The sequence below is a fragment of the Streptomyces sp. NPDC001515 genome (assembly GCF_053597115.1).
This window is the reverse complement of sequence record NZ_JBSFHN010000015.1, coordinates 80,628-97,437: the sequence shown is the minus strand read 5'-3', so window position 1 is coordinate 97,437 and position 16,810 is coordinate 80,628. Positions and strand designations below refer to the sequence as shown.

The 16,810-nt window shown below is 72.1% G+C and carries 15 protein-coding genes and 1 riboswitch; of the genes, 10 read left to right on the top strand and 5 right to left on the bottom strand.

The window, feature by feature from the left end; translation table 11 throughout:
* Positions 1 to 306 precede the first annotated feature (306 nt).
* The 3 genes from ACWCXC_RS17735 to ACWCXC_RS17725 all read right to left on the bottom strand — a co-directional run bounded on the left by ACWCXC_RS17735 (position 307) and on the right by ACWCXC_RS17725 (position 2,847).
* On the bottom strand, positions 307 to 1,113 hold the full coding sequence (locus ACWCXC_RS17735; protein ID WP_450889703.1) for an enhanced serine sensitivity protein SseB C-terminal domain-containing protein: 807 nt from the start codon (positions 1,111 to 1,113) through the stop codon (positions 307 to 309).
* 158 nt (positions 1,114 to 1,271) lie between these two features.
* A complete protein-coding gene (locus ACWCXC_RS17730; RefSeq protein WP_450680290.1) occupies positions 1,272 to 2,042 on the bottom strand; it encodes an enhanced serine sensitivity protein SseB in 771 nt (256 codons plus the stop codon).
* A gap of 118 nt (positions 2,043 to 2,160) precedes the next feature.
* Positions 2,161 to 2,847 (bottom strand): AAA family ATPase, encoded by a 687-nt coding sequence (locus tag ACWCXC_RS17725; protein WP_450889701.1) that lies wholly within the window; start codon positions 2,845 to 2,847, stop codon positions 2,161 to 2,163.
* A 169-nt stretch (positions 2,848 to 3,016) separates the two neighbouring features.
* A riboswitch (glycine riboswitch) is annotated at positions 3,017 to 3,108 on the top strand.
* Positions 3,109 to 3,250: 142 nt separating this feature from the next.
* Here ACWCXC_RS17725 and gcvT point away from each other — a divergent pair.
* From gcvT to ACWCXC_RS17705, 4 genes are all read left to right on the top strand, one after another.
* On the top strand, positions 3,251 to 4,366 hold the full coding sequence (gene gcvT / locus ACWCXC_RS17720) for a glycine cleavage system aminomethyltransferase GcvT (RefSeq protein ID WP_450680288.1): 1,116 nt from the start codon (positions 3,251 to 3,253) through the stop codon (positions 4,364 to 4,366).
* Between the two features lie 102 nt (positions 4,367 to 4,468).
* Complete coding sequence (gcvH, locus tag ACWCXC_RS17715) at positions 4,469 to 4,846, top strand: glycine cleavage system protein GcvH (RefSeq protein ID WP_450680287.1); 378 nt, start codon at positions 4,469 to 4,471, stop codon at positions 4,844 to 4,846.
* A 20-nt stretch (positions 4,847 to 4,866) separates the two neighbouring features.
* Positions 4,867 to 6,129: a serine hydroxymethyltransferase gene (glyA, locus tag ACWCXC_RS17710; protein WP_450680286.1), complete on the top strand. Its 1,263-nt coding sequence runs from the start codon at positions 4,867 to 4,869 to the stop codon at positions 6,127 to 6,129.
* A gap of 163 nt (positions 6,130 to 6,292) precedes the next feature.
* The gene (locus tag ACWCXC_RS17705; RefSeq protein ID WP_450680285.1) at positions 6,293 to 7,675 is read left to right on the top strand and encodes an L-serine ammonia-lyase; all 1,383 of its coding nucleotides are present in this window, start codon (positions 6,293 to 6,295) and stop codon (positions 7,673 to 7,675) included.
* A 70-nt stretch (positions 7,676 to 7,745) separates the two neighbouring features.
* Here the strand turns inward: ACWCXC_RS17705 and ACWCXC_RS17700 are convergent, their stop codons facing one another.
* Positions 7,746 to 9,179, bottom strand: coding sequence for an endo-1,4-beta-xylanase (locus tag ACWCXC_RS17700; protein ID WP_450889698.1), 1,434 nt, complete (start codon positions 9,177 to 9,179; stop codon positions 7,746 to 7,748).
* A 446-nt stretch (positions 9,180 to 9,625) separates the two neighbouring features.
* Between ACWCXC_RS17700 and ACWCXC_RS17695 the strand changes: the two genes are divergently transcribed.
* Entirely contained in the window at positions 9,626 to 11,113 is a 1,488-nt protein-coding gene (locus ACWCXC_RS17695; RefSeq protein WP_450889696.1) for a non-reducing end alpha-L-arabinofuranosidase family hydrolase, read from the top strand.
* Between the two features lie 59 nt (positions 11,114 to 11,172).
* Here the strand turns inward: ACWCXC_RS17695 and cynR are convergent, their stop codons facing one another.
* Entirely contained in the window at positions 11,173 to 12,081 is a 909-nt protein-coding gene (gene cynR / locus ACWCXC_RS17690; RefSeq protein ID WP_450889694.1) for a transcriptional regulator CynR, read from the bottom strand.
* Positions 12,082 to 12,208: 127 nt separating this feature from the next.
* Between cynR and ACWCXC_RS17685 the strand changes: the two genes are divergently transcribed.
* From ACWCXC_RS17685 to ACWCXC_RS17665, 5 genes are all read left to right on the top strand, one after another.
* Positions 12,209 to 12,805, top strand: a complete 597-nt coding sequence (locus ACWCXC_RS17685) for a carbonic anhydrase (RefSeq protein ID WP_450889692.1) — start codon at positions 12,209 to 12,211, stop codon at positions 12,803 to 12,805.
* A 79-nt stretch (positions 12,806 to 12,884) separates the two neighbouring features.
* Complete coding sequence (cynS, locus tag ACWCXC_RS17680) at positions 12,885 to 13,355, top strand: cyanase (RefSeq protein WP_450680280.1); 471 nt, start codon at positions 12,885 to 12,887, stop codon at positions 13,353 to 13,355.
* A 75-nt stretch (positions 13,356 to 13,430) separates the two neighbouring features.
* The gene (locus tag ACWCXC_RS17675) at positions 13,431 to 13,934 is read left to right on the top strand and encodes a nucleoside deaminase (RefSeq protein ID WP_450680279.1); all 504 of its coding nucleotides are present in this window, start codon (positions 13,431 to 13,433) and stop codon (positions 13,932 to 13,934) included.
* Positions 13,935 to 14,079: 145 nt separating this feature from the next.
* The gene (locus tag ACWCXC_RS17670; protein WP_450889689.1) at positions 14,080 to 15,429 is read left to right on the top strand and encodes an SGNH/GDSL hydrolase family protein; all 1,350 of its coding nucleotides are present in this window, start codon (positions 14,080 to 14,082) and stop codon (positions 15,427 to 15,429) included.
* 117 nt (positions 15,430 to 15,546) lie between these two features.
* Complete coding sequence (locus ACWCXC_RS17665) at positions 15,547 to 16,557, top strand: alpha/beta fold hydrolase (protein WP_450889687.1); 1,011 nt, start codon at positions 15,547 to 15,549, stop codon at positions 16,555 to 16,557.
* Positions 16,558 to 16,810: the final 253 nt, after the last annotated feature.

The following is a 16,810-nucleotide window of genomic DNA, read 5'->3' as shown; positions in this document are numbered from 1 at the left end:
TCCGTGGAGTGACCGCCGGTGCAACCTTGTACAAAGGGCCGACGATCCCCACTAGCCGGGAGTCTTCAGTGCCGTTGCGATCACCCGCCAGACCTGACGGGGAATGTTTGCTCAACCGTGATGCGGTCAGTGAGCTTCCGTTATCCGGACAGCTTGATCGGTTGAGCGGACCACTCGGCCGCTAATCCACCAGAACGGACATGACGCCCAACAGGTGTAATGGGGTACTGATTTGGGCGCCGCGGGCGGGGGGCTTGCCCCACCGGGAGGCGCTATGCCCGATACGAGGCCGGAGCCGAGGGGGCGTCAGTAGGCGCGCGGGGCCGGGCCGGGGGCCTGCGGGTAGCCGTAACTCGGAGCGACGGCGGGACCACCGGCGGCCGGGCCGTGCGGCTCGCGGCCGTAGAACGGACGCGCGTTGGCGCGCAGCCACATCGCGACCGGGTCGTAGGCGTCGGACATCGCCACGGTGGAGACCGGAAGCCCCTCGGGCACCGCGGTCACCGACTGCCGCATCATCGCCCGCACGGCGTCGACCGAGGCCCGGCCGGTGTCGTACAGATCGAGGCCGATGGCGAGGTACGGGGAGCCGAGCGCGGGCTGCACCCAGGCGCGGCGCAGCGAGCGGATCGCGGGGGTGTGGTGGGCGTTGCGGGTGAGCTGGGCGTAGAACTGCGGGAGGTCGATGGCGGGCTCGCTGATCCGCAGCGGTCCGGCGGGCATCCGGTCCAGCCCGGTGGCGATGCGGCGCAGGTCGAGCCAGGGGACGCCGACGCCGCCGCCCGGGGCGTGGGGGTTCAGCCAGATGCCCCAGTGCTCGGGAAAGAGGGCGCGGGCGATGTCGTGGCCGCCGACGATCTCGTGGTCCCGGGTCCAGCCGCTGGCGGTGAGCTCCTGGGCGGAGGTGACACAGGGGGCGTAGCCGAGGCCGTCGACCTCCATGTTGCCGTACTGGGCGTCGGGCGAGCCGGCCCGGCCGCGCCAGAGCAGCATCCAGACGCGGCCCTCCGCCAGGGCCCGGAGCAGGGCCTCGTACGCGTCGTAGCGTCCGGGCGTCACCTGGCGCAGCATGTGCTCGACCTGTCCGGCCGCCGCGGTGCCTGACGCGCTCACCCTGGGTCCCGCCCCTCTTCGATCCTCTGTGTCGGCCCGCCGCTCCCCGGGGCTCTCGGGGACGGCTCGGTGCCGAGGCACCAGCCCATCAAACCAGCTTATGCGGCGGCCCTGACACCGGCTTGACGCCACGACCCGGGGCCGCCGCCGGTCAGGCCCTACGCGTCGGCGCGTTGGTAGAAGGGGCGCACCCGGGCGCGCATCCAGTCGGCGACCGGGTCCTGGGCGACGTCGAGCAGGACCAGATTGACCGGCCAGGGAACCTCGACCCGGCCCAGTGCGCGGCCCAGGGCGTCCATGGGGGCGTTGCGTCCGGCCCCGTCCCAGGTGGAGAACTCGACGCCGACGAAGAGGACCGGGTCGCCGCCCTCGATGCTGGCCAGGGCGCGGCGGGCGGAGCGCACGACGCCGCTCTCCTGGAACTCCCCGGCCGCCGCGGCGAGGAAGTCGACGGGCTCCTCCTGCCAGTCCGGTTCGAACAGCCGGACCCGGCCGCCGGCGGCGGGTCCGTCGAGCGCGGTGCGCCCGGCCCGGCAGAGTTCGGCCACGGCGGGCGGGGGCAGCGGCATGCCGACGACGCCGCCCGGATTGACGGCGATGCCCAGCTGCGGGGGCAGTCCACGGGCGAAGTCGCGGGCGGGGGCCACGGTGAACGACATGTGCGGGCCGACGCAGGTGAGGAACTGCTGCTCGGAGCTGAAGACCGGGACGTAGGGCGCGCCCTCGATCTCCAGCGTGGGCAGGTCGAGGGCGCCGGAGTCCGGTCCGCCGCCATTGGGCAGCGGCACCCAGACCTGGCTGCGCCCGAGCACCTCGACCAGCCGGCCGCCCGCCTCCGGGCTGCCGAGCGAGGCGCCCAGCACCTCTTCGAGCTCGTTGGCCGGCCATCCGCCCTGCGAATCGGGCCGGGCCGGTGCCGGAATGTCCACTGTGTCCCTCTCTCACCCCGTGCCGCCGGGTACGCACTCTCTCGCGGCTAGAGATTATCGCCGTACGGCCGGATCCGGATCCCGGCGGCGGACCGTCCAGCACTCGGACGGTCCGCGGTCACTCCGCGGTCTGTGCGTCTGCGAAGGAGATCCGGGTCAGCAGGTCCGCCGCCCCCCGGTCGAGCAGGACCGCCGAGGCGCAGCCGCGCGGCAGCAGACCCGAGGCGGTCTCCCGCAGCAGCCGCCCCACGGCCCTGCGGTGGCGGGCGAAGGCGTAGCCGGAGACGCCCCGGCCGCGGTCGTGCTGGCCCCGCCGGGCCGTCTCCTCGGTGACGTCCAGCAGCACCAGGTGCAGGGTCCGGCCGCGCCGTCGCGCATGGCGGGCCAGCAGGGTCCGCACCCAGGACTGGGTGCCGCAGTCGTGGACCACGACGGAGACGCCGGAGCGCAGCACGCGCCAGAGCCCCCAGTAGTGGGCGACGCGGACCAGCGGGCGGTAGAGGGCGTACGGACATAAGGCGGGCAGCCGGGCCGCCCAGCGGTCCCGGGTGTCCTGGGAGTCGACCGCGCGGACCTCGACCGTGCGCGCGATGAGCGTGGACTTCCCGCTGCCGGGCAGCCCGGAGACCACCACCACGTCGCCCGCCGCGAAGTGCAGGGCGCGCGGGCCGCGCCCGGCACGGGCCCGCAGGTCCCGGACGACGGGCGCGCGCGGACCCACCGCCTCCCTGGCCGGAGCGCCCGGCTGGGCGGGAAGCGCGTCGCCCGCGACCCCCGCGGTCGTCGCGTACCGCTGCGATGTCATCGCCCTCCCCCTGTCGGCCGACCCTCACCTGCCCATGAAGTGTAAAGAAAAGGTAATGCGGCACAACCGTCCGACCCGCCGGAACCCCCGCGGAGCCGCTTCCGGTCCCCGCACCCCACTCTCCCGCACCCCGTGCGATGATGACCGGGTCAACTGCATAAAGGCCGCTCGAATCCGCGCGGGAGAGTCCCGGCCCGAGCCGGGCGCCGAAGGAGCAAGTTCCTCCCTTGAATCTCTCAGGCCCCGTACCGCGTGGATGAGGCAGATCTGAAAAGCGGGCCGCCCGGCGGCCCCACCCAAGGTGCAAGCCGAACCCCCTCGGGGGCTCTCGGCGAACCTCTCAGGTTCCGATGACAGATGGGGAGGGATCGTCCTCGCCGTCATGCCCTGGGAGCCTTCATCCATGAGCACCGCCCCCCGCCTCACCGCCCTCGATGCCCTGCATCGTTCGCTGGGCGCCACCATGACCGACTTCGCCGGCTGGGACATGCCGCTGCGCTACGCCAGTGAGCGCGACGAGCACAACGCCGTCCGCACGAAGGCCGGGCTCTTCGACCTCTCCCACATGGGCGAGATCACGGTCACCGGCCCCCAGGCCGTCGACCTGCTGAACTACGCGCTCGTCGGCAACATCGGCACCGTCTCCACGGGCCGCGCCCGCTACACGATGATCTGCGCCGAGGACGGCGGCATCCTGGACGACCTGATCGTCTACCGGCTCGGCGAGACCGCGTACATGGTCGTCGCCAACGCCGGCAACGCCCAGCTGGTGCTCGACACCCTCACCGAGCGCGCCGCCGGTTTCGACGCCGAGGTGCGCGACGACCGCGACGCGTACGCGCTGCTCGCCGTCCAGGGGCCCGAGTCCCCCGCCATCCTGGCCTCGCTCACCGACGCCGACCTGGACGGGCTGAAGTACTACGCCGGGCTGCCCGGCACGGTCGCCGGGGTGCCCGCGCTGATCGCCCGCACCGGCTACACCGGCGAGGACGGCTTCGAGCTGTTCGTCGCGCCGGAGCACGCCGAGGAGCTGTGGAAGGCCCTCACCGAGGCCGGTGCCTCGCGCGGCCTGATCCCGTGCGGGCTCTCCTGCCGCGACACGCTGCGCCTGGAGGCCGGCATGCCGCTGTACGGGCACGAGCTGACCACCGCGCTGACCCCGTTCGACGCCGGTCTCGGCCGGGTCGTGAAGTTCGAGAAGGAGGGCGACTTCGTCGGCCGCAAGGCGCTGGAGGCCGCCGCCGGACGCGCCGAGACCGCGCCGCCGCGCAAGCTCGTCGGCCTGGTCGCCGAGGGCCGGCGGGTCCCGCGCGCCGGGTTCTCCGTCGTCGCGAACGGTGAGGTCGTCGGCGAGGTCACCTCGGGCGCCCCCTCCCCCACCCTGGGCAAGCCGATCGCCATGGCGTACGTCGACGCGGCGTACGCCGAGCCGGGCACCGAGGGCGTCGCCGTCGACATCCGGGGCAGCCACGAGCCGTACGAGGTCGTGGCGCTGCCGTTCTACAAGCGGCGCGCGTAGCACCGTGGGGCGCAGGACCCCCGCGCGACGTGACGCAGTCCTGTCTCACACCGTAAGACCACCGTCCATCAGCACTCCCCCGCGTACAGGAGAATTCAGGTCATGAGCAACCCCCAGCAGCTGCGGTACAGCAAGGAGCACGAGTGGCTGTCGGCCGTCGAGGACGGTGTGGCGACGATCGGCATCACCGAGTACGCCGCCAACGCGCTCGGCGACGTCGTCTACGCCCAGCTCCCCGCGGTCGGTGACACGGTGACCGCGGGCGAGACCTGCGGCGAGCTGGAGTCGACCAAGTCCGTCAGCGACCTGTACTCGCCGGTGACCGGTGAGGTCACCGCGGCGAACCAGGACGTCGTGGACGACCCCTCGCTGGTGAACTCCGCTCCGTTCGAGGGCGGCTGGCTGTTCAAGGTGCGCGTCGCGGAGGAGCCGGAGGACCTGCTCTCCGCCGACGAGTACACCGCGTTCTCCGGCAACTAAAGACCCCAAGGGACCACCTGATGTCGCTTCTCAACTCCTCCCTCCACGAGCTGGACCCGGACGTCGCCGCCGCCGTCGACGCCGAGCTCCACCGCCAGCAGTCCACCCTCGAAATGATCGCCTCGGAGAACTTCGCTCCGGTCGCGGTCATGGAGGCCCAGGGCTCCGTCCTGACCAACAAGTACGCCGAGGGCTACCCCGGCCGCCGCTACTACGGCGGCTGCGAGCACGTCGACGTGGTCGAGCAGATCGCGATCGACCGCATCAAGGCGCTCTTCGGCGCCGAGGCCGCGAACGTCCAGCCGCACTCCGGCGCGCAGGCCAACGCCGCCGCGATGTTCGCGCTGCTGAAGCCGGGCGACACGATCATGGGCCTGAACCTGGCCCACGGCGGTCACCTGACCCACGGCATGAAGATCAACTTCTCCGGCAAGCTCTACAACGTGGTCCCGTACCACGTCGACGACACCGGCGTCGTGGACATGGCCGAGGTCGAGCGCCTGGCCAAGGAGTCCAAGCCGCAGCTGATCGTGGCCGGCTGGTCGGCGTACCCGCGCCAGCTGGACTTCGCCGCCTTCCGCCGCATCGCGGACGAGGTCGGCGCGTACCTGATGGTCGACATGGCGCACTTCGCCGGTCTGGTCGCCGCGGGCCTGCACCCCAACCCGGTGCCGCACGCCCACGTCGTCACCACCACCACGCACAAGACCCTCGGCGGTCCGCGCGGTGGCGTGATCCTCTCCACCCAGGAGCTGGCCAAGAAGATCAACTCGGCGGTCTTCCCGGGCCAGCAGGGCGGTCCGCTGGAGCACGTGATCGCGGCCAAGGCGGTCTCGTTCAAGGTCGCGGCGGGCGAGGAGTTCAAGGAGCGCCAGCAGCGCACCCTGGAGGGCGCCCGCATCCTGGCCGAGCGCCTGGTCCAGCCGGACGTCACCGAGGTCGGCGTCTCCGTGCTGTCCGGCGGCACGGACGTGCACCTGGTCCTGGTGGACCTGCGCGACTCGGAGCTGGACGGCCAGCAGGCCGAGGACCGGCTCCACGAGATCGGCATCACGGTCAACCGGAACGCCGTCCCGAACGACCCGCGACCCCCGATGGTCACCTCGGGCCTGCGGATCGGCACCCCGGCACTGGCCACCCGCGGCTTCGGCACCGAGGACTTCACCGAGGTCGCCGAGATCATCGCCTCCGCCCTCAAGCCGTCCTACGACGCGGAGGGCCTGAAGGCCCGGGTCACCGCGCTCGCCGAGAAGTTCCCGCTGTACCCCGGCCTGAAGAAGTAGCCGGGCCGCGCGTCAGCGCGTCCGGGAGGGGCACCGCGCACACTGGAACGTGAGCGCGGTGCCCCGTCCCTTGTCCTCCGCTCTGTCCCCTGCTTTCCGGGCGCCCCGCCCGTACCGCACCACCCGGCAGACAACGGCGTCTACCAACCCCTAGGAGTCCCCCGTGGCCATCTCGGTCTTCGACCTGTTCTCGATCGGCATCGGCCCGTCCAGCTCCCATACGGTCGGCCCGATGCGCGCCGCCCGGATGTTCGCGCGCCGTCTGAAGAACGAGGGCCTGCTCGCCCACACCGCCTCGATACGGGCCGAGCTGTACGGTTCGCTGGGCGCCACCGGGCACGGCCACGGCACCCCCAAGGCCGTCCTGCTCGGCCTGGAGGGCGAGTCCCCCCGTACGGTCGACGTCGAGACGGCGGACGAGCGGGTCGAGGCGATCCGCGCGACCGGCCGGATCACCCTCCTCGGCATGCACGAGATCCCCTTCGACGCCGACGCGGACCTGGTCCTGCACCGCCGCAAGGCGCTGCCGTACCACGCCAACGGCATGACGGTCCTCGCGTACGACCACGAGGGCGCCCCGCTGCTGGAGAAGACGTACTACTCGGTCGGCGGCGGCTTCGTCGTCGACGAGGACGCGGTCGGCGAGGACCGGATCGTGCTCGACGACACGGTCCTCACGCACCCCTTCCGCACCGGCGACGAACTGCTGCGCCTGGCCCGCGACACGGGGCTGTCGATCTCCTCGCTGATGCTGGAGAACGAGCGCGCCTGGCGCACCGAGGCCGAGATCCGCTCCGGACTGCTGGACATCTGGCGGGCCATGCAGGCGTGCGTGTCGCGGGGCATGGCGCGCGAGGGCATCCTGCCCGGCGGCCTGAAGGTCCGCCGCCGCGCCGCCACCACTGCCCGCCAGCTGCGCGCCGAGGGCGACCCGCAGACCCACGCCATGGAGTGGATCACCCTCTACGCGATGGCGGTCAACGAGGAGAACGCCGCGGGCGGCCGGGTGGTCACCGCCCCGACCAACGGCGCGGCCGGCATCATCCCGGCGGTCCTCCACTACTACATGAACTTCGCGGCGGGCGGCGCCACCGAGGCCGAGAAGGAGGACGGCATCGTCCGCTTCCTGCTGGCCGCCGGCGCCATCGGCATGCTCTTCAAGGAGAACGCCTCCATCTCCGGCGCCGAGGTCGGCTGCCAGGGCGAGGTCGGCTCCGCCTGCTCCATGGCCGCGGGCGCCCTCGCCGAGGTCCTGGGCGGCACCCCCGAGCAGGTGGAGAACGCCGCCGAGATCGGCATGGAGCACAACCTGGGCCTGACCTGCGACCCGGTCGGCGGCCTCGTCCAGATCCCCTGCATCGAGCGCAACGGCATGGCCGCCGTGAAGGCCGTCACCGCCGCCAAGATGGCCCTGCGCGGCGACGGCAGCCACAAGGTCTCCCTCGACAAGGTCATCAAGACCATGAAGGAGACCGGTGCGGACATGTCCGTGAAGTACAAGGAGACGGCCCGGGGCGGGCTCGCGGTGAACATCATCGAGTGCTAGGGCGCTGCTTTCACCACACGCCGCGTACCGCCCCGGGTCCGCTCCGCCCGCCCCTCGGCGGCAGGTCCGCTCAGGTGCGGGTCCAGCGCTGGTTGGTGCCGTTCCAGCAGGTGTAGAGCTGGATCAGGGTGCCGTTGGCGGTGCCGGCTCCCACGGCGTCGAGGCACAGGCCGGACTGGACGCCGACGATGCTGCCGTCGGAGTTGAGGCGCCATTTCTGGTTGTCGCCGCCCCAGCAGCTGTAGATCTGGACCTTGGCGTTGTTGCCGGTCCCGGCGGCGTCGAGGCACTTGTCTCCGTAGACCCTGAGCTCGCCGGCGGCGGTGTACGTCCACTGCTGGTTGGCGCCGCTGCCGCAGTCCCACAGCTGGACCTGGGTCCCGTCGGCGGTGCTGGAGCTCGGCACGTCCAGGCAGCGGCCGGAAGCGACGCCCTTGGTCTGCCCGGAGCCCGCGGGGGGCGTGGTGGAGCCGCCGTTGAGGGCGTTGAGGACGGCGGTGTAGGCGGGCTTCTTGCTGCCGTCGCCGTTGAACAGCAGCGGCGTGTCGCCCGATCGCCAGGAGTCGGTGTCGCGCACGCCCCAGACGGTGATGCCGAGGCAGCGCGGGACGGCCAGGCAGTCGTTGGTGACGTTGGCGTACGTGGTGGGCGACGCGCCCTGGATGTCGAGTTCCGTGACGGCCACGTCGACGCCGAGGGCGGCGAAGCTCTGGAGCGTGGTGCGGAAGTTGCTGTTGTAGGGGCTGCCGCTGTTGAAGTGCGACTGGAAGCCCACGCAGTCGATCGGCACGCCGCGCTGCTTGAAGTCCCGGACCATGGCGTACATGGCCTGGGTCTTGGCCCAGGTCCAGTTCTCCACGTTGTAGTCGTTGTAGCAGAGCTTGGCGGCCGGGTCGGCGGCGCGCGCGGTACGGAAGGCGACCTCGATCCAGTCGTTGCCGGTGCGCTGGAGGTTGGAGTCGCGCCGGGCGCCCGAACCGCCGTCGTCGAAGGCCTCGTTCACCACGTCCCACTGGGCGATCTTGCCCTTGTAGTGGCCCATCACGCCGTTGATGTGGTCGATCATCGCCTGGCGCAGCGCGCTGCCGCTGAGGCTCTGCATCCAGCCCGGCTGCTGCGAGTGCCAGGCCAGGGTGTGGCCGCGCACCTGCTTGCCGTTCTGCACCGCCCAGTTGTAGACGCGGTCACCGGCGGTGAAGTTGAACTGGCCCCGCTGGGGTTCGGTGGCGTCGATCTTCATCTCGTTCTCGGCCGTCACCGAGGTGAACTCGCGGGCCGCGATCGACGTGTAGGCCGAGTCGCCGAGTTTGCCCGAGGCGATGGCGGTGCCGAAGTAGCGGCCGCTCTGCGCCGCCGCGGCGCCGAGCGTGGTCTCGGCGGAGTGCGCCTGCGGTGGCGCGGCCAGCGCACCGATCAGGGCGAAGGCGCCGACGAACAGCGCCGCCGGCAGACGGCGGAGTCCGGCTCGGCGGGCGGCGGGTGGGGGAAGGGCGTACGAGCCCATGGCGGTGCCTCCAGGGGTGAAGTCGCGGCGGGTGCACGGGCCACTGCGTTCGAGATGCCGAACTGTGGCCGCCTTTTCAGACAGGGATGATGGGGCGTTGACGGAGCATCGTCAATGACCCTGACGAAAAATGTTTCGTTTGACTCTTCGAAACTTTCGAGGAGTTTGGGCAAGAGCCCAGTTCACTGACGGATCACGGGCGGAACCTTGACCGGGTGCCCCCTCATTCCTACCCTTGGGGCGTCCAGGAGTTTCCGAGAAGTTTCCGCAAGATTTCCGAATCCTGCCACTCGGTCCCATGGCACGGCGCTCCGCCCAGCAGGCCGGAGCGCCGACTTCTCGGCACACGCGGCCGCCTTCCCCCAGTCCCGTCCCCGCACGCAGGGCGGCCACTCCACGGTTCATCGGGGTCACGTCACCCCGTCCCCCAGAAGGGAAGCCCTCCGATGCGGTTCCGCCGTCCGTACCCACGTCCCCCGAGGCGCCTGCTCGCCGTCCTCGCGCCCTTGCTCCTCGTGGCCGCCTTCCTCGGCGCCCAGCCCGCCGCCGCCGCCCCGGCCCTCGACCCCAACGGCTCGTACGTGCTGGTCAACCGCAACAGCGGCAAGGCCCTGGACGTCTACAACCTGGCGACGAACGACGGCGCCCGCATCACCCAGTGGACCAGGAACGACCAGGCCCAGCAGCAGTGGCGGTTCGTCGACTCCGGAGGCGGCTACTACCGCATCATGTCCCGCCACTCCGGCAAGGTCCTGGACGTCTACAACTGGTCCTCCGCGAACGGGGGCGCGATCGTCCAGTGGGCCGATCTCGACGCCACCAACCAGCAGTGGCGGCTGGCCGACAGCTCGGACGGTTATGTGAGGCTGATCTCGCGCCACAGCGGCAAGGCCCTCGAGGTCCAGGGCGCCTCCACCGCGGACAACGCGAACATCGTCCAGTACGACGACTGGGGCGGCGCCAACCAGCAGTGGCAGCTCGTCAAGACCGGCGGCACCACCACCCCCGGCGCCTGCGATCTTCCGTCGACCTACCGCTGGTCGTCCACGGGCGCGCTGGCGCAGCCCAAGTCGGAGTGGGCCTCGCTCAAGGACTTCACCGTCGCCCCCTACAACGGCAAGCAGCTCGTCTACGCGACGACCCACGGCGCCGCGGGAACGGGCAAGGCATGGGGCTCGATGAACTTCGGCCCGTTCACCAACTGGTCCGACATGGCCTCGGCGAGCCAGAACGCGATGTCGTCCGGCACCGTCGCGCCCTCGCTCTTCTACTTCGCGCCGAAGAACATCTGGGTACTCACCTACCAGTGGGGCGCGACCGCCTTCTCCTACCGGACGTCGACCGACCCGACCAACCCGAACGGCTGGTCGGCACCGCAGCCGCTGTTCTCCGGAAGCATCTCTGACTCCGGAACCGGACCCATCGACCAGACGATCATCGGCGACGGGACGACCATGTACCTGTTCTTCGCCGGTGACAACGGCAGGATCTACCGGGCCGCCATGCCCATCGGGAACTTCCCGGGCAACTTCGGCTCCTCGTACACCACGGTGATGAGCGACACGGACAAGAACCTGTTCGAGGCGCCGCAGGTCTACAAGGTCAAGGACCGCGACCAGTACCTGATGATCGTCGAGGCCCGGGGCGCGGACGAGAAGCGCTACTTCCGCTCGTTCACCGCGACCAGCCTGAGCGGCTCCTGGACCCCCCAGGCCGCGACCGAGAGCAACCCGTTCGCCGGCAAGGCCAACAGCGGCGCGACCTGGACCAACGACATCAGCCACGGCGAACTGCTCCGCACCAGCGCCGACCAGACCATGACCATCGACCCGTGCAACCTGCAGTTGCTCTACCAGGGGCGCAGCCCCGGCTCCGACGGCGTCGACTACGGCCTCCTCCCCTACCGGCCCGGCCTGCTGACGCTTCAGCGCTGACGCCGTGGCGCGGGCCGGGCGCAAGACCCGGCCCGCGCTTCGTCGGTGCCCCTCGGGCCTCACGCGGGCGCGGTGTACCCCCGCCCGCGGGCCAGGTCGTGGACGAGCCGGGTGAAGGCGCGGGAGGCGGCGCTCTCGTAGGCGTCGGTGCGGCGCAGCAGGGCGACGGTGCGGGTGGGCAGGGGCGGTTCGAGGGGGACGGGGGCGAGGTGGGGGTGGTCGTGGGTGACGGCGTCGGGCAGGACGGTGGCCAGGGAGGTGCGCTGGACGATCTCGGTGAGTGCCTGGACGGAGTTGGCCTCGACCGTGATGCGGGGCGCGGTGCGGTGCCGGGCCATGTAGGCGTCGATATGCGTGCGGGTGGCGAAGTCCCCGCTGAGCAGGGCGAGTTCCACGTTCGCGAGGGCGTCGACCGGTAGCGGCCCGGTGGGCGCGCCGGGGCTCCGGTCGCCGGTCACGAGGGTGAGGGTCTCCTCGAAGAGGGCGGTGGCGGTGACGCCGGGGTGGTGGTCGCCCGTGAAGGCGATGCCGAGGTCGAGGGCGTCGGCGAGAAGGGCCGCCTCGACGCGGTCCTGGGTCGCCTCGGTCAGGGAGAGCGTGAGGCCGGGGTGGCGGGTGTGGAGTCCGGCGGCGAGCGGGCCGACGAGGTACGCGGTGAAGGTGGGCGTGACCCCCAGGCGCAGATGGCCGCGCGAGAGGTCGGTGACGTCGTGGACGGCGCGCTCGGCGGCGGCGAGGTCCCGCAGCGCGCTCCGGGCGTGGGCGAGGTAGACGGCGCCGCTGTCGGTGGGCCGGACCGTGCGGCCCGTGCGGTCCAGCAGCTGCACCCCGAGGGCCCGCTCCAGTTGCCTGATCTGCTGGGACAGCGTGGGCTGGGAGATGTGCAGCTCCTCGGCGGCACGGGTGAAGTTGCCGTGCTCGGCCACGGCGAGCAGATACCGGAGATGACGCAGTTCGAGAGCAGCCATGCACTCGACTATAGATGTCATCGATAAGGATCAGGCGCAACAGCTCTTGGACACTATAGGGGCAGCTCATGCAGGGTGGATTCATCAGCCCACAGGGGGCCGATGACCACCCGAGAGGAGAGTGACCGTGCAGAACCTCGCCGACGGCGTCGCCCGGTTCCAGGAGGACGTGTTCCCGGCGAAGGCGCAGCTCTTCGCCCGGCTGGCCACGCACCACGCCCCGCACACGCTGTTCATCGGCTGCTCCGACGCCCGCGTCGTCCCCGAACTGATCACCGGCGCGGAGCCCGGCGAACTGTTCGTCGTCCGGACCGCCGGAAACCTGGTGCCCGCGTACACGCCGGGCGCCGACGGGGTGGCCGCCGGCATCGAGTACGCCGTCGGCGTGCTGGGCGTCCGGGACGTCGTCGTCTGCGGCCACTCCGCGTGCGGGGCGATGACCGCGCTGGCCGAGGACCACGATCTGAGCGGCGCCCCCGCGGTCGCCGGCTGGCTGCGGCTCGCGGACGCCTCGGTGGCCCGGACCGGCGCCCGCGGCGACGTGCCCGCCCTGGTGCGGCAGAACGTGCTCGCACAGCTGGCCACCCTGGCCACCCACCCCTCGGTCGCCCGCGCCCTGGCGGAGCGGCGGCTCGCCCTGCACGGCTGGGTCTACGACATCGCCACCGGCCGGGTCGAGGACCTCACCCCGGGCCCGGCCGCCGCCACCGGCCCGGCCGCCTGAGCGGCCGCCCCCCGTTCTCCGCTGCGCGCACCCCCTCCGCGCGGAGCGGCCCCACCCCCACCGGAAGGAACCACCGATCATGACGCACGCCCAGTTCACGCCCGCCGCCCGCGAGGCCCTGGCCGACCGCGCCGTCGAGGCCAAGATCCGCAAGGACCTGTCCTGGAAGCGGATCGCGGAGGCCGCCGGCCTGTCGACGGCCTTCACCACCGCCGCCGTCCTCGGCCAGCACGCCCTGCCGCCCGCGTCCGCGAAGGCCGTGGCCGAGCTCCTGGAGCTGGACGACGACGCGGCCCTCCTGCTCACGACGATCCCGACCCGCGGCTCGATCGCGGACCGCGTCCCGACCGACCCGACGATCTACCGCTTCTACGAGATGCTCCAGGTCTACGGCACCACCCTCAAGGCCCTCGTCCACGAGGAGTTCGGCGACGGCATCATCTCCGCGATCAACTTCCGCCTCGACGTGAAGAAGGTCGCGGACCCCGAGGGCGGCGAGCGCGCGGTCATCACGCTGGACGGCAAGTACCTGCCGACCAAGCCGTTCTGACGGATTCGGCCCTCCTCCAGGGGCGGACCGGCCCCACCCGGCCCGCCCCTCCCCCCACACAGCCACGGAGACCCCATGAACGTCGCCCAGCGCACCATCGACCTCGCCCGCCGGAACGTCGCGGAGGGCGGGCGCCCGTTCGCGACCGTCATCGTCCGGGACGGCGAGATCCTCGCCGAGAGCCCCAACCGGGTCGCGCAGACCGGCGACCCCACCGCACACGCGGAGATCCTCGCCATCCGCGAGGCGTGCACCCGGCTCGGCACGGAGCACCTGACCGGCGCGACCGTGTACGTACTCGCCCACCCCTGCCCGATGTGCCTGGGGTCCCTCTACTACTGCTCACCGGCCGAGGTCGTCTTCCTCACCACCCGGGACGCCTACGAGCCGCACTACGTCGACGACCGCGCCTACTTCGAGCTGGACACCTTCTACGAGGAGTTCGCCAAGCCCTGGCAGGAGCGCCGCCTGCCGATGCGGTACGAGGAGCGCGCGGACGCCGTCGACGTCTACCGCTTCTGGCAGGAGCTCAACGGCGGTGAACGCCGCGTCGCGGGCGCCCCGACGGCGGCCGGGTGATTACCGGTCGAAACTTTTCGCATGATTGACCGCAACAATCGGGGAGGCTAGCCTGCCGCGTGGTCCGGCGGGTGCGGGGACGAGGAACGCGTCCGTCGACGCTGTGCGATTCCTTCCGTTCTCCCACTCCGCAAGGGAACCCGCCATGAGCCGAAGATCGTCACTCGTCAGCCTGATCACCGCCGGGGCGCTCGGCGCCTGCCTGCTCGCCGTCCCGCCGGCCCTCGGGGCCGGGGGCGGGGCGGACGGGGCGGACGGCGATCCCGGTCCGGGAGCGCGGAACGCGCACTGGGTCGGGGCCTGGACGTCGATGCCGCAGTTGACGGGGGCGTCGAACATGCCGCCGGCGCCGTTCACGGGGGACGGTTCGGTGCTGACGGATGCCACGCTGCGGCAGACCGTGCACGTGTCGGCGGGCGGCGACCACATCCGGCTGCGGTTCTCGAACGCGTTCGGCGGCACGGTGCTGCCGATCACCGAGGTGTCGGTGGCGCTGCCGCTGGACGGGCGGGCCGGCACCGACGCGATCCGGCCGGGGTCCTCGCGACGGGTGACCTTCCGGGGCGCCTCGTCAGTGGAGGTGCCGCCGGGGGCGCAGGCGGTGTCCGATCCGCTGGACTTCGCGCTCGAACCGGGCTCCGAACTGACCGCGACGGTCTATCTGGCGACCGGCCAGGCGTCCACCGCGATCACCTCGCACCCCGGTTCGCGGACGACCTCCTACCTCCGGGCCGGCAACCACGTGGCGGACGCGGCCCTTCCCGGGGCGGCCCGGACCGACCACTGGTACTTCCTGAGCGGGGTCGAGGTCTGGGCCCGGGACACCGTCTCGGCGACGGCGGTGCTGGGCGACTCCCTCACCGACGGGCGGGGGTCCACCACCAACGGCAACGACCGCTGGCCCGATGTCCTCCAGCGGCGGCTGGCCCAGGACGGGGGCCCGGCGCGGACATCGGTGCTCAACCAGGCGGCAGGCGGCAACCGGCTGCTCCAGGACGGGCTCGGTCCGAACGGACTGGCCCGGCTGGACCGCGACGTCCTGGCCCAGAGCGGCGTCGACCGGCTCATCGTGTTCGAGGGCGTCAACGACATCGGCACGGCCGAGGCCACGGCCCCGGCGCAGGAGCGGGTGGCCCAGGACGTGATCGGCGCGTACGACCAGATCGTCACCCGGGCCCACGCCCTGGGCATCCGGGTCTACGGGGCCACGCTGACGCCCTTCGGCGGGAACACCGGGTACGACGATCCGGACGGCCACCGCGAGCGGGCCCGGCAGACGGTCAACCGCTGGATCCGGACCTCAGGGCGGTTCGACGCCGTGCTCGACTTCGACCGGGCGGTCCGGGACCCGGACGCCCCCCGGGCCCTCCGGGCGGAGCTGGACACCGGGGACCATCTGCATCTGAACCCGGCGGGCTACCGCGCACTGGCCGGTGCCGTACCCGCGCGGCTGTTCCTCCCGTCCGCCCGTCCGGCGGGCTTCGGTTACCGCTGAGCGGGGGCTTTGCCGGAACGGCAACAGAACTGGCGGCGGTCGCGGGCCATGGCCAGGATCGGTGCCGAACGGGCCCCCGGGCTGTCCGGGGGCCCGGCCGGACGCCCTGGAGGAGCCATGCCCGAGCAGCCCGTCCCCGCCCCCGTCCACCGCACCGTGCCCGGCCCGGCCGGTCGGATCCACCTGGTGGAGCAGGGCAGCGGCCCCCTGGTGCTGCTGGTGCACGGCTTTCCCGAGTCCTGGTACTCCTGGCGCCGCCAGCTTCCCGCGCTGGCGGCCGCCGGCTACCGGGCGGTGGCCCTGGACGTGCGCGGTTACGGGCGTTCCTCGCGGCCCGCGGACGTGTCGGCGTACCGGATGACGGAGCTGGCCGAGGACAACGCGGCGGTCGTGGCGGCGCTCGGTGAGCGGGACGCGGTCCTCGTCGGCCACGACTGGGGCGCGACCATCGCGGCCAACTCCGCGCTGCTGCACCCGGACGTCTTCCGCGCGGTGGCCCTGCTGAGCGTCCCGTACGCGCCGCGCGGCGGCCCCCGGCCCCGGGAGGTCTTCGCCGCGATGGGCGGGGACGAGGAGTTCTACGTGGCGCGCTTCCAGGAGCCGGGCCGGGCGGAGGCGGAGATCGAGCCCGACGTGCGCGGCTGGCTGGCCGGGTTCTACGCCGCGCTCTCCGCCGACACGATGCCCGGCCCGGACGCTCCCGACCCGCACTTCGCCGCCCGCACCGGCACCCTGCGCGAGCGCTTCCCCGCCGGGCGTCCCGGCTGGCTCGGCGAGGACGACCTCGACGTCTACGCGGGCGAGTTCGAGCGGACGGGGCTGACCGGCGCGCTCAACCGCTACCGGAACATGGACCGCGACTGGGAGGACCTGGCCGCCCTCGACGGGGCGCCCGTCACCCAGCCGTCGCTGTTCGTCGGCGGCACCCGCGACGCGTCCACGACCTGGCTGTCCGATGCCATCGCCGCGTATCCGGCGACACTCCCGGGCCTGGTCGCCTCGCACCTCCTGGAGGGCTGCGGCCACTGGATCCAGCAGGAGCGGCCCGAGGAGGTCAACCGGATCCTGCTGGACTGGCTGGCTTCGGCCCCGGTGCGAACCAGCCAGACCAGCCGGACGGGCGGTTGATCCCATCCGCCCCATGGACACCTCAACTGCTCATAACCGAGCAGGTATTCGTGGCGATCACACATTTTCGGTCACGCGTGCCTTCCCTCGCCCGCATACTGGGAGTTAACTGGTCGTGACGAGTGGTGACGCGGCCGTCGAGTACGTCGGGCGGCACGCCGCCCCGGGCCCCCGGGGAGCGGCTCGACGGCCCGGCCCTGCGGAGGAAAGAGGACAGCGATGACAGGCGCCCCTCCCGTGACGCCTCCCCGAC

Excerpts from the sequence above, each read along its gene's own strand:
- ACWCXC_RS17725 (WP_450889701.1), bottom strand. The coding sequence starts at position 2,847 with ATGACATCGCAGCGGTACGCGACGACCGCGGGGGTCGCGGGCGACGCG.
- gcvT (WP_450680288.1), top strand. The coding sequence starts at position 3,251 with ATGAGCACCGCCCCCCGCCTCACCGCCCTCGATGCCCTGCATCGTTCG.
- gcvH (WP_450680287.1), top strand. The coding sequence starts at position 4,469 with ATGAGCAACCCCCAGCAGCTGCGGTACAGCAAGGAGCACGAGTGGCTG.
- glyA (WP_450680286.1), top strand. The coding sequence starts at position 4,867 with ATGTCGCTTCTCAACTCCTCCCTCCACGAGCTGGACCCGGACGTCGCC.
- ACWCXC_RS17700 (WP_450889698.1), bottom strand. The coding sequence starts at position 9,179 with ATGGGCTCGTACGCCCTTCCCCCACCCGCCGCCCGCCGAGCCGGACTC.
- ACWCXC_RS17695 (WP_450889696.1), top strand. The coding sequence starts at position 9,626 with ATGCGGTTCCGCCGTCCGTACCCACGTCCCCCGAGGCGCCTGCTCGCC.
- cynR (WP_450889694.1), bottom strand. The coding sequence starts at position 12,081 with ATGGCTGCTCTCGAACTGCGTCATCTCCGGTATCTGCTCGCCGTGGCC.
- cynS (WP_450680280.1), top strand. The coding sequence starts at position 12,885 with ATGACGCACGCCCAGTTCACGCCCGCCGCCCGCGAGGCCCTGGCCGAC.
- ACWCXC_RS17675 (WP_450680279.1), top strand. The coding sequence starts at position 13,431 with ATGAACGTCGCCCAGCGCACCATCGACCTCGCCCGCCGGAACGTCGCG.
- ACWCXC_RS17670 (WP_450889689.1), top strand. The coding sequence starts at position 14,080 with ATGAGCCGAAGATCGTCACTCGTCAGCCTGATCACCGCCGGGGCGCTC.
- ACWCXC_RS17665 (WP_450889687.1), top strand. The coding sequence starts at position 15,547 with ATGCCCGAGCAGCCCGTCCCCGCCCCCGTCCACCGCACCGTGCCCGGC.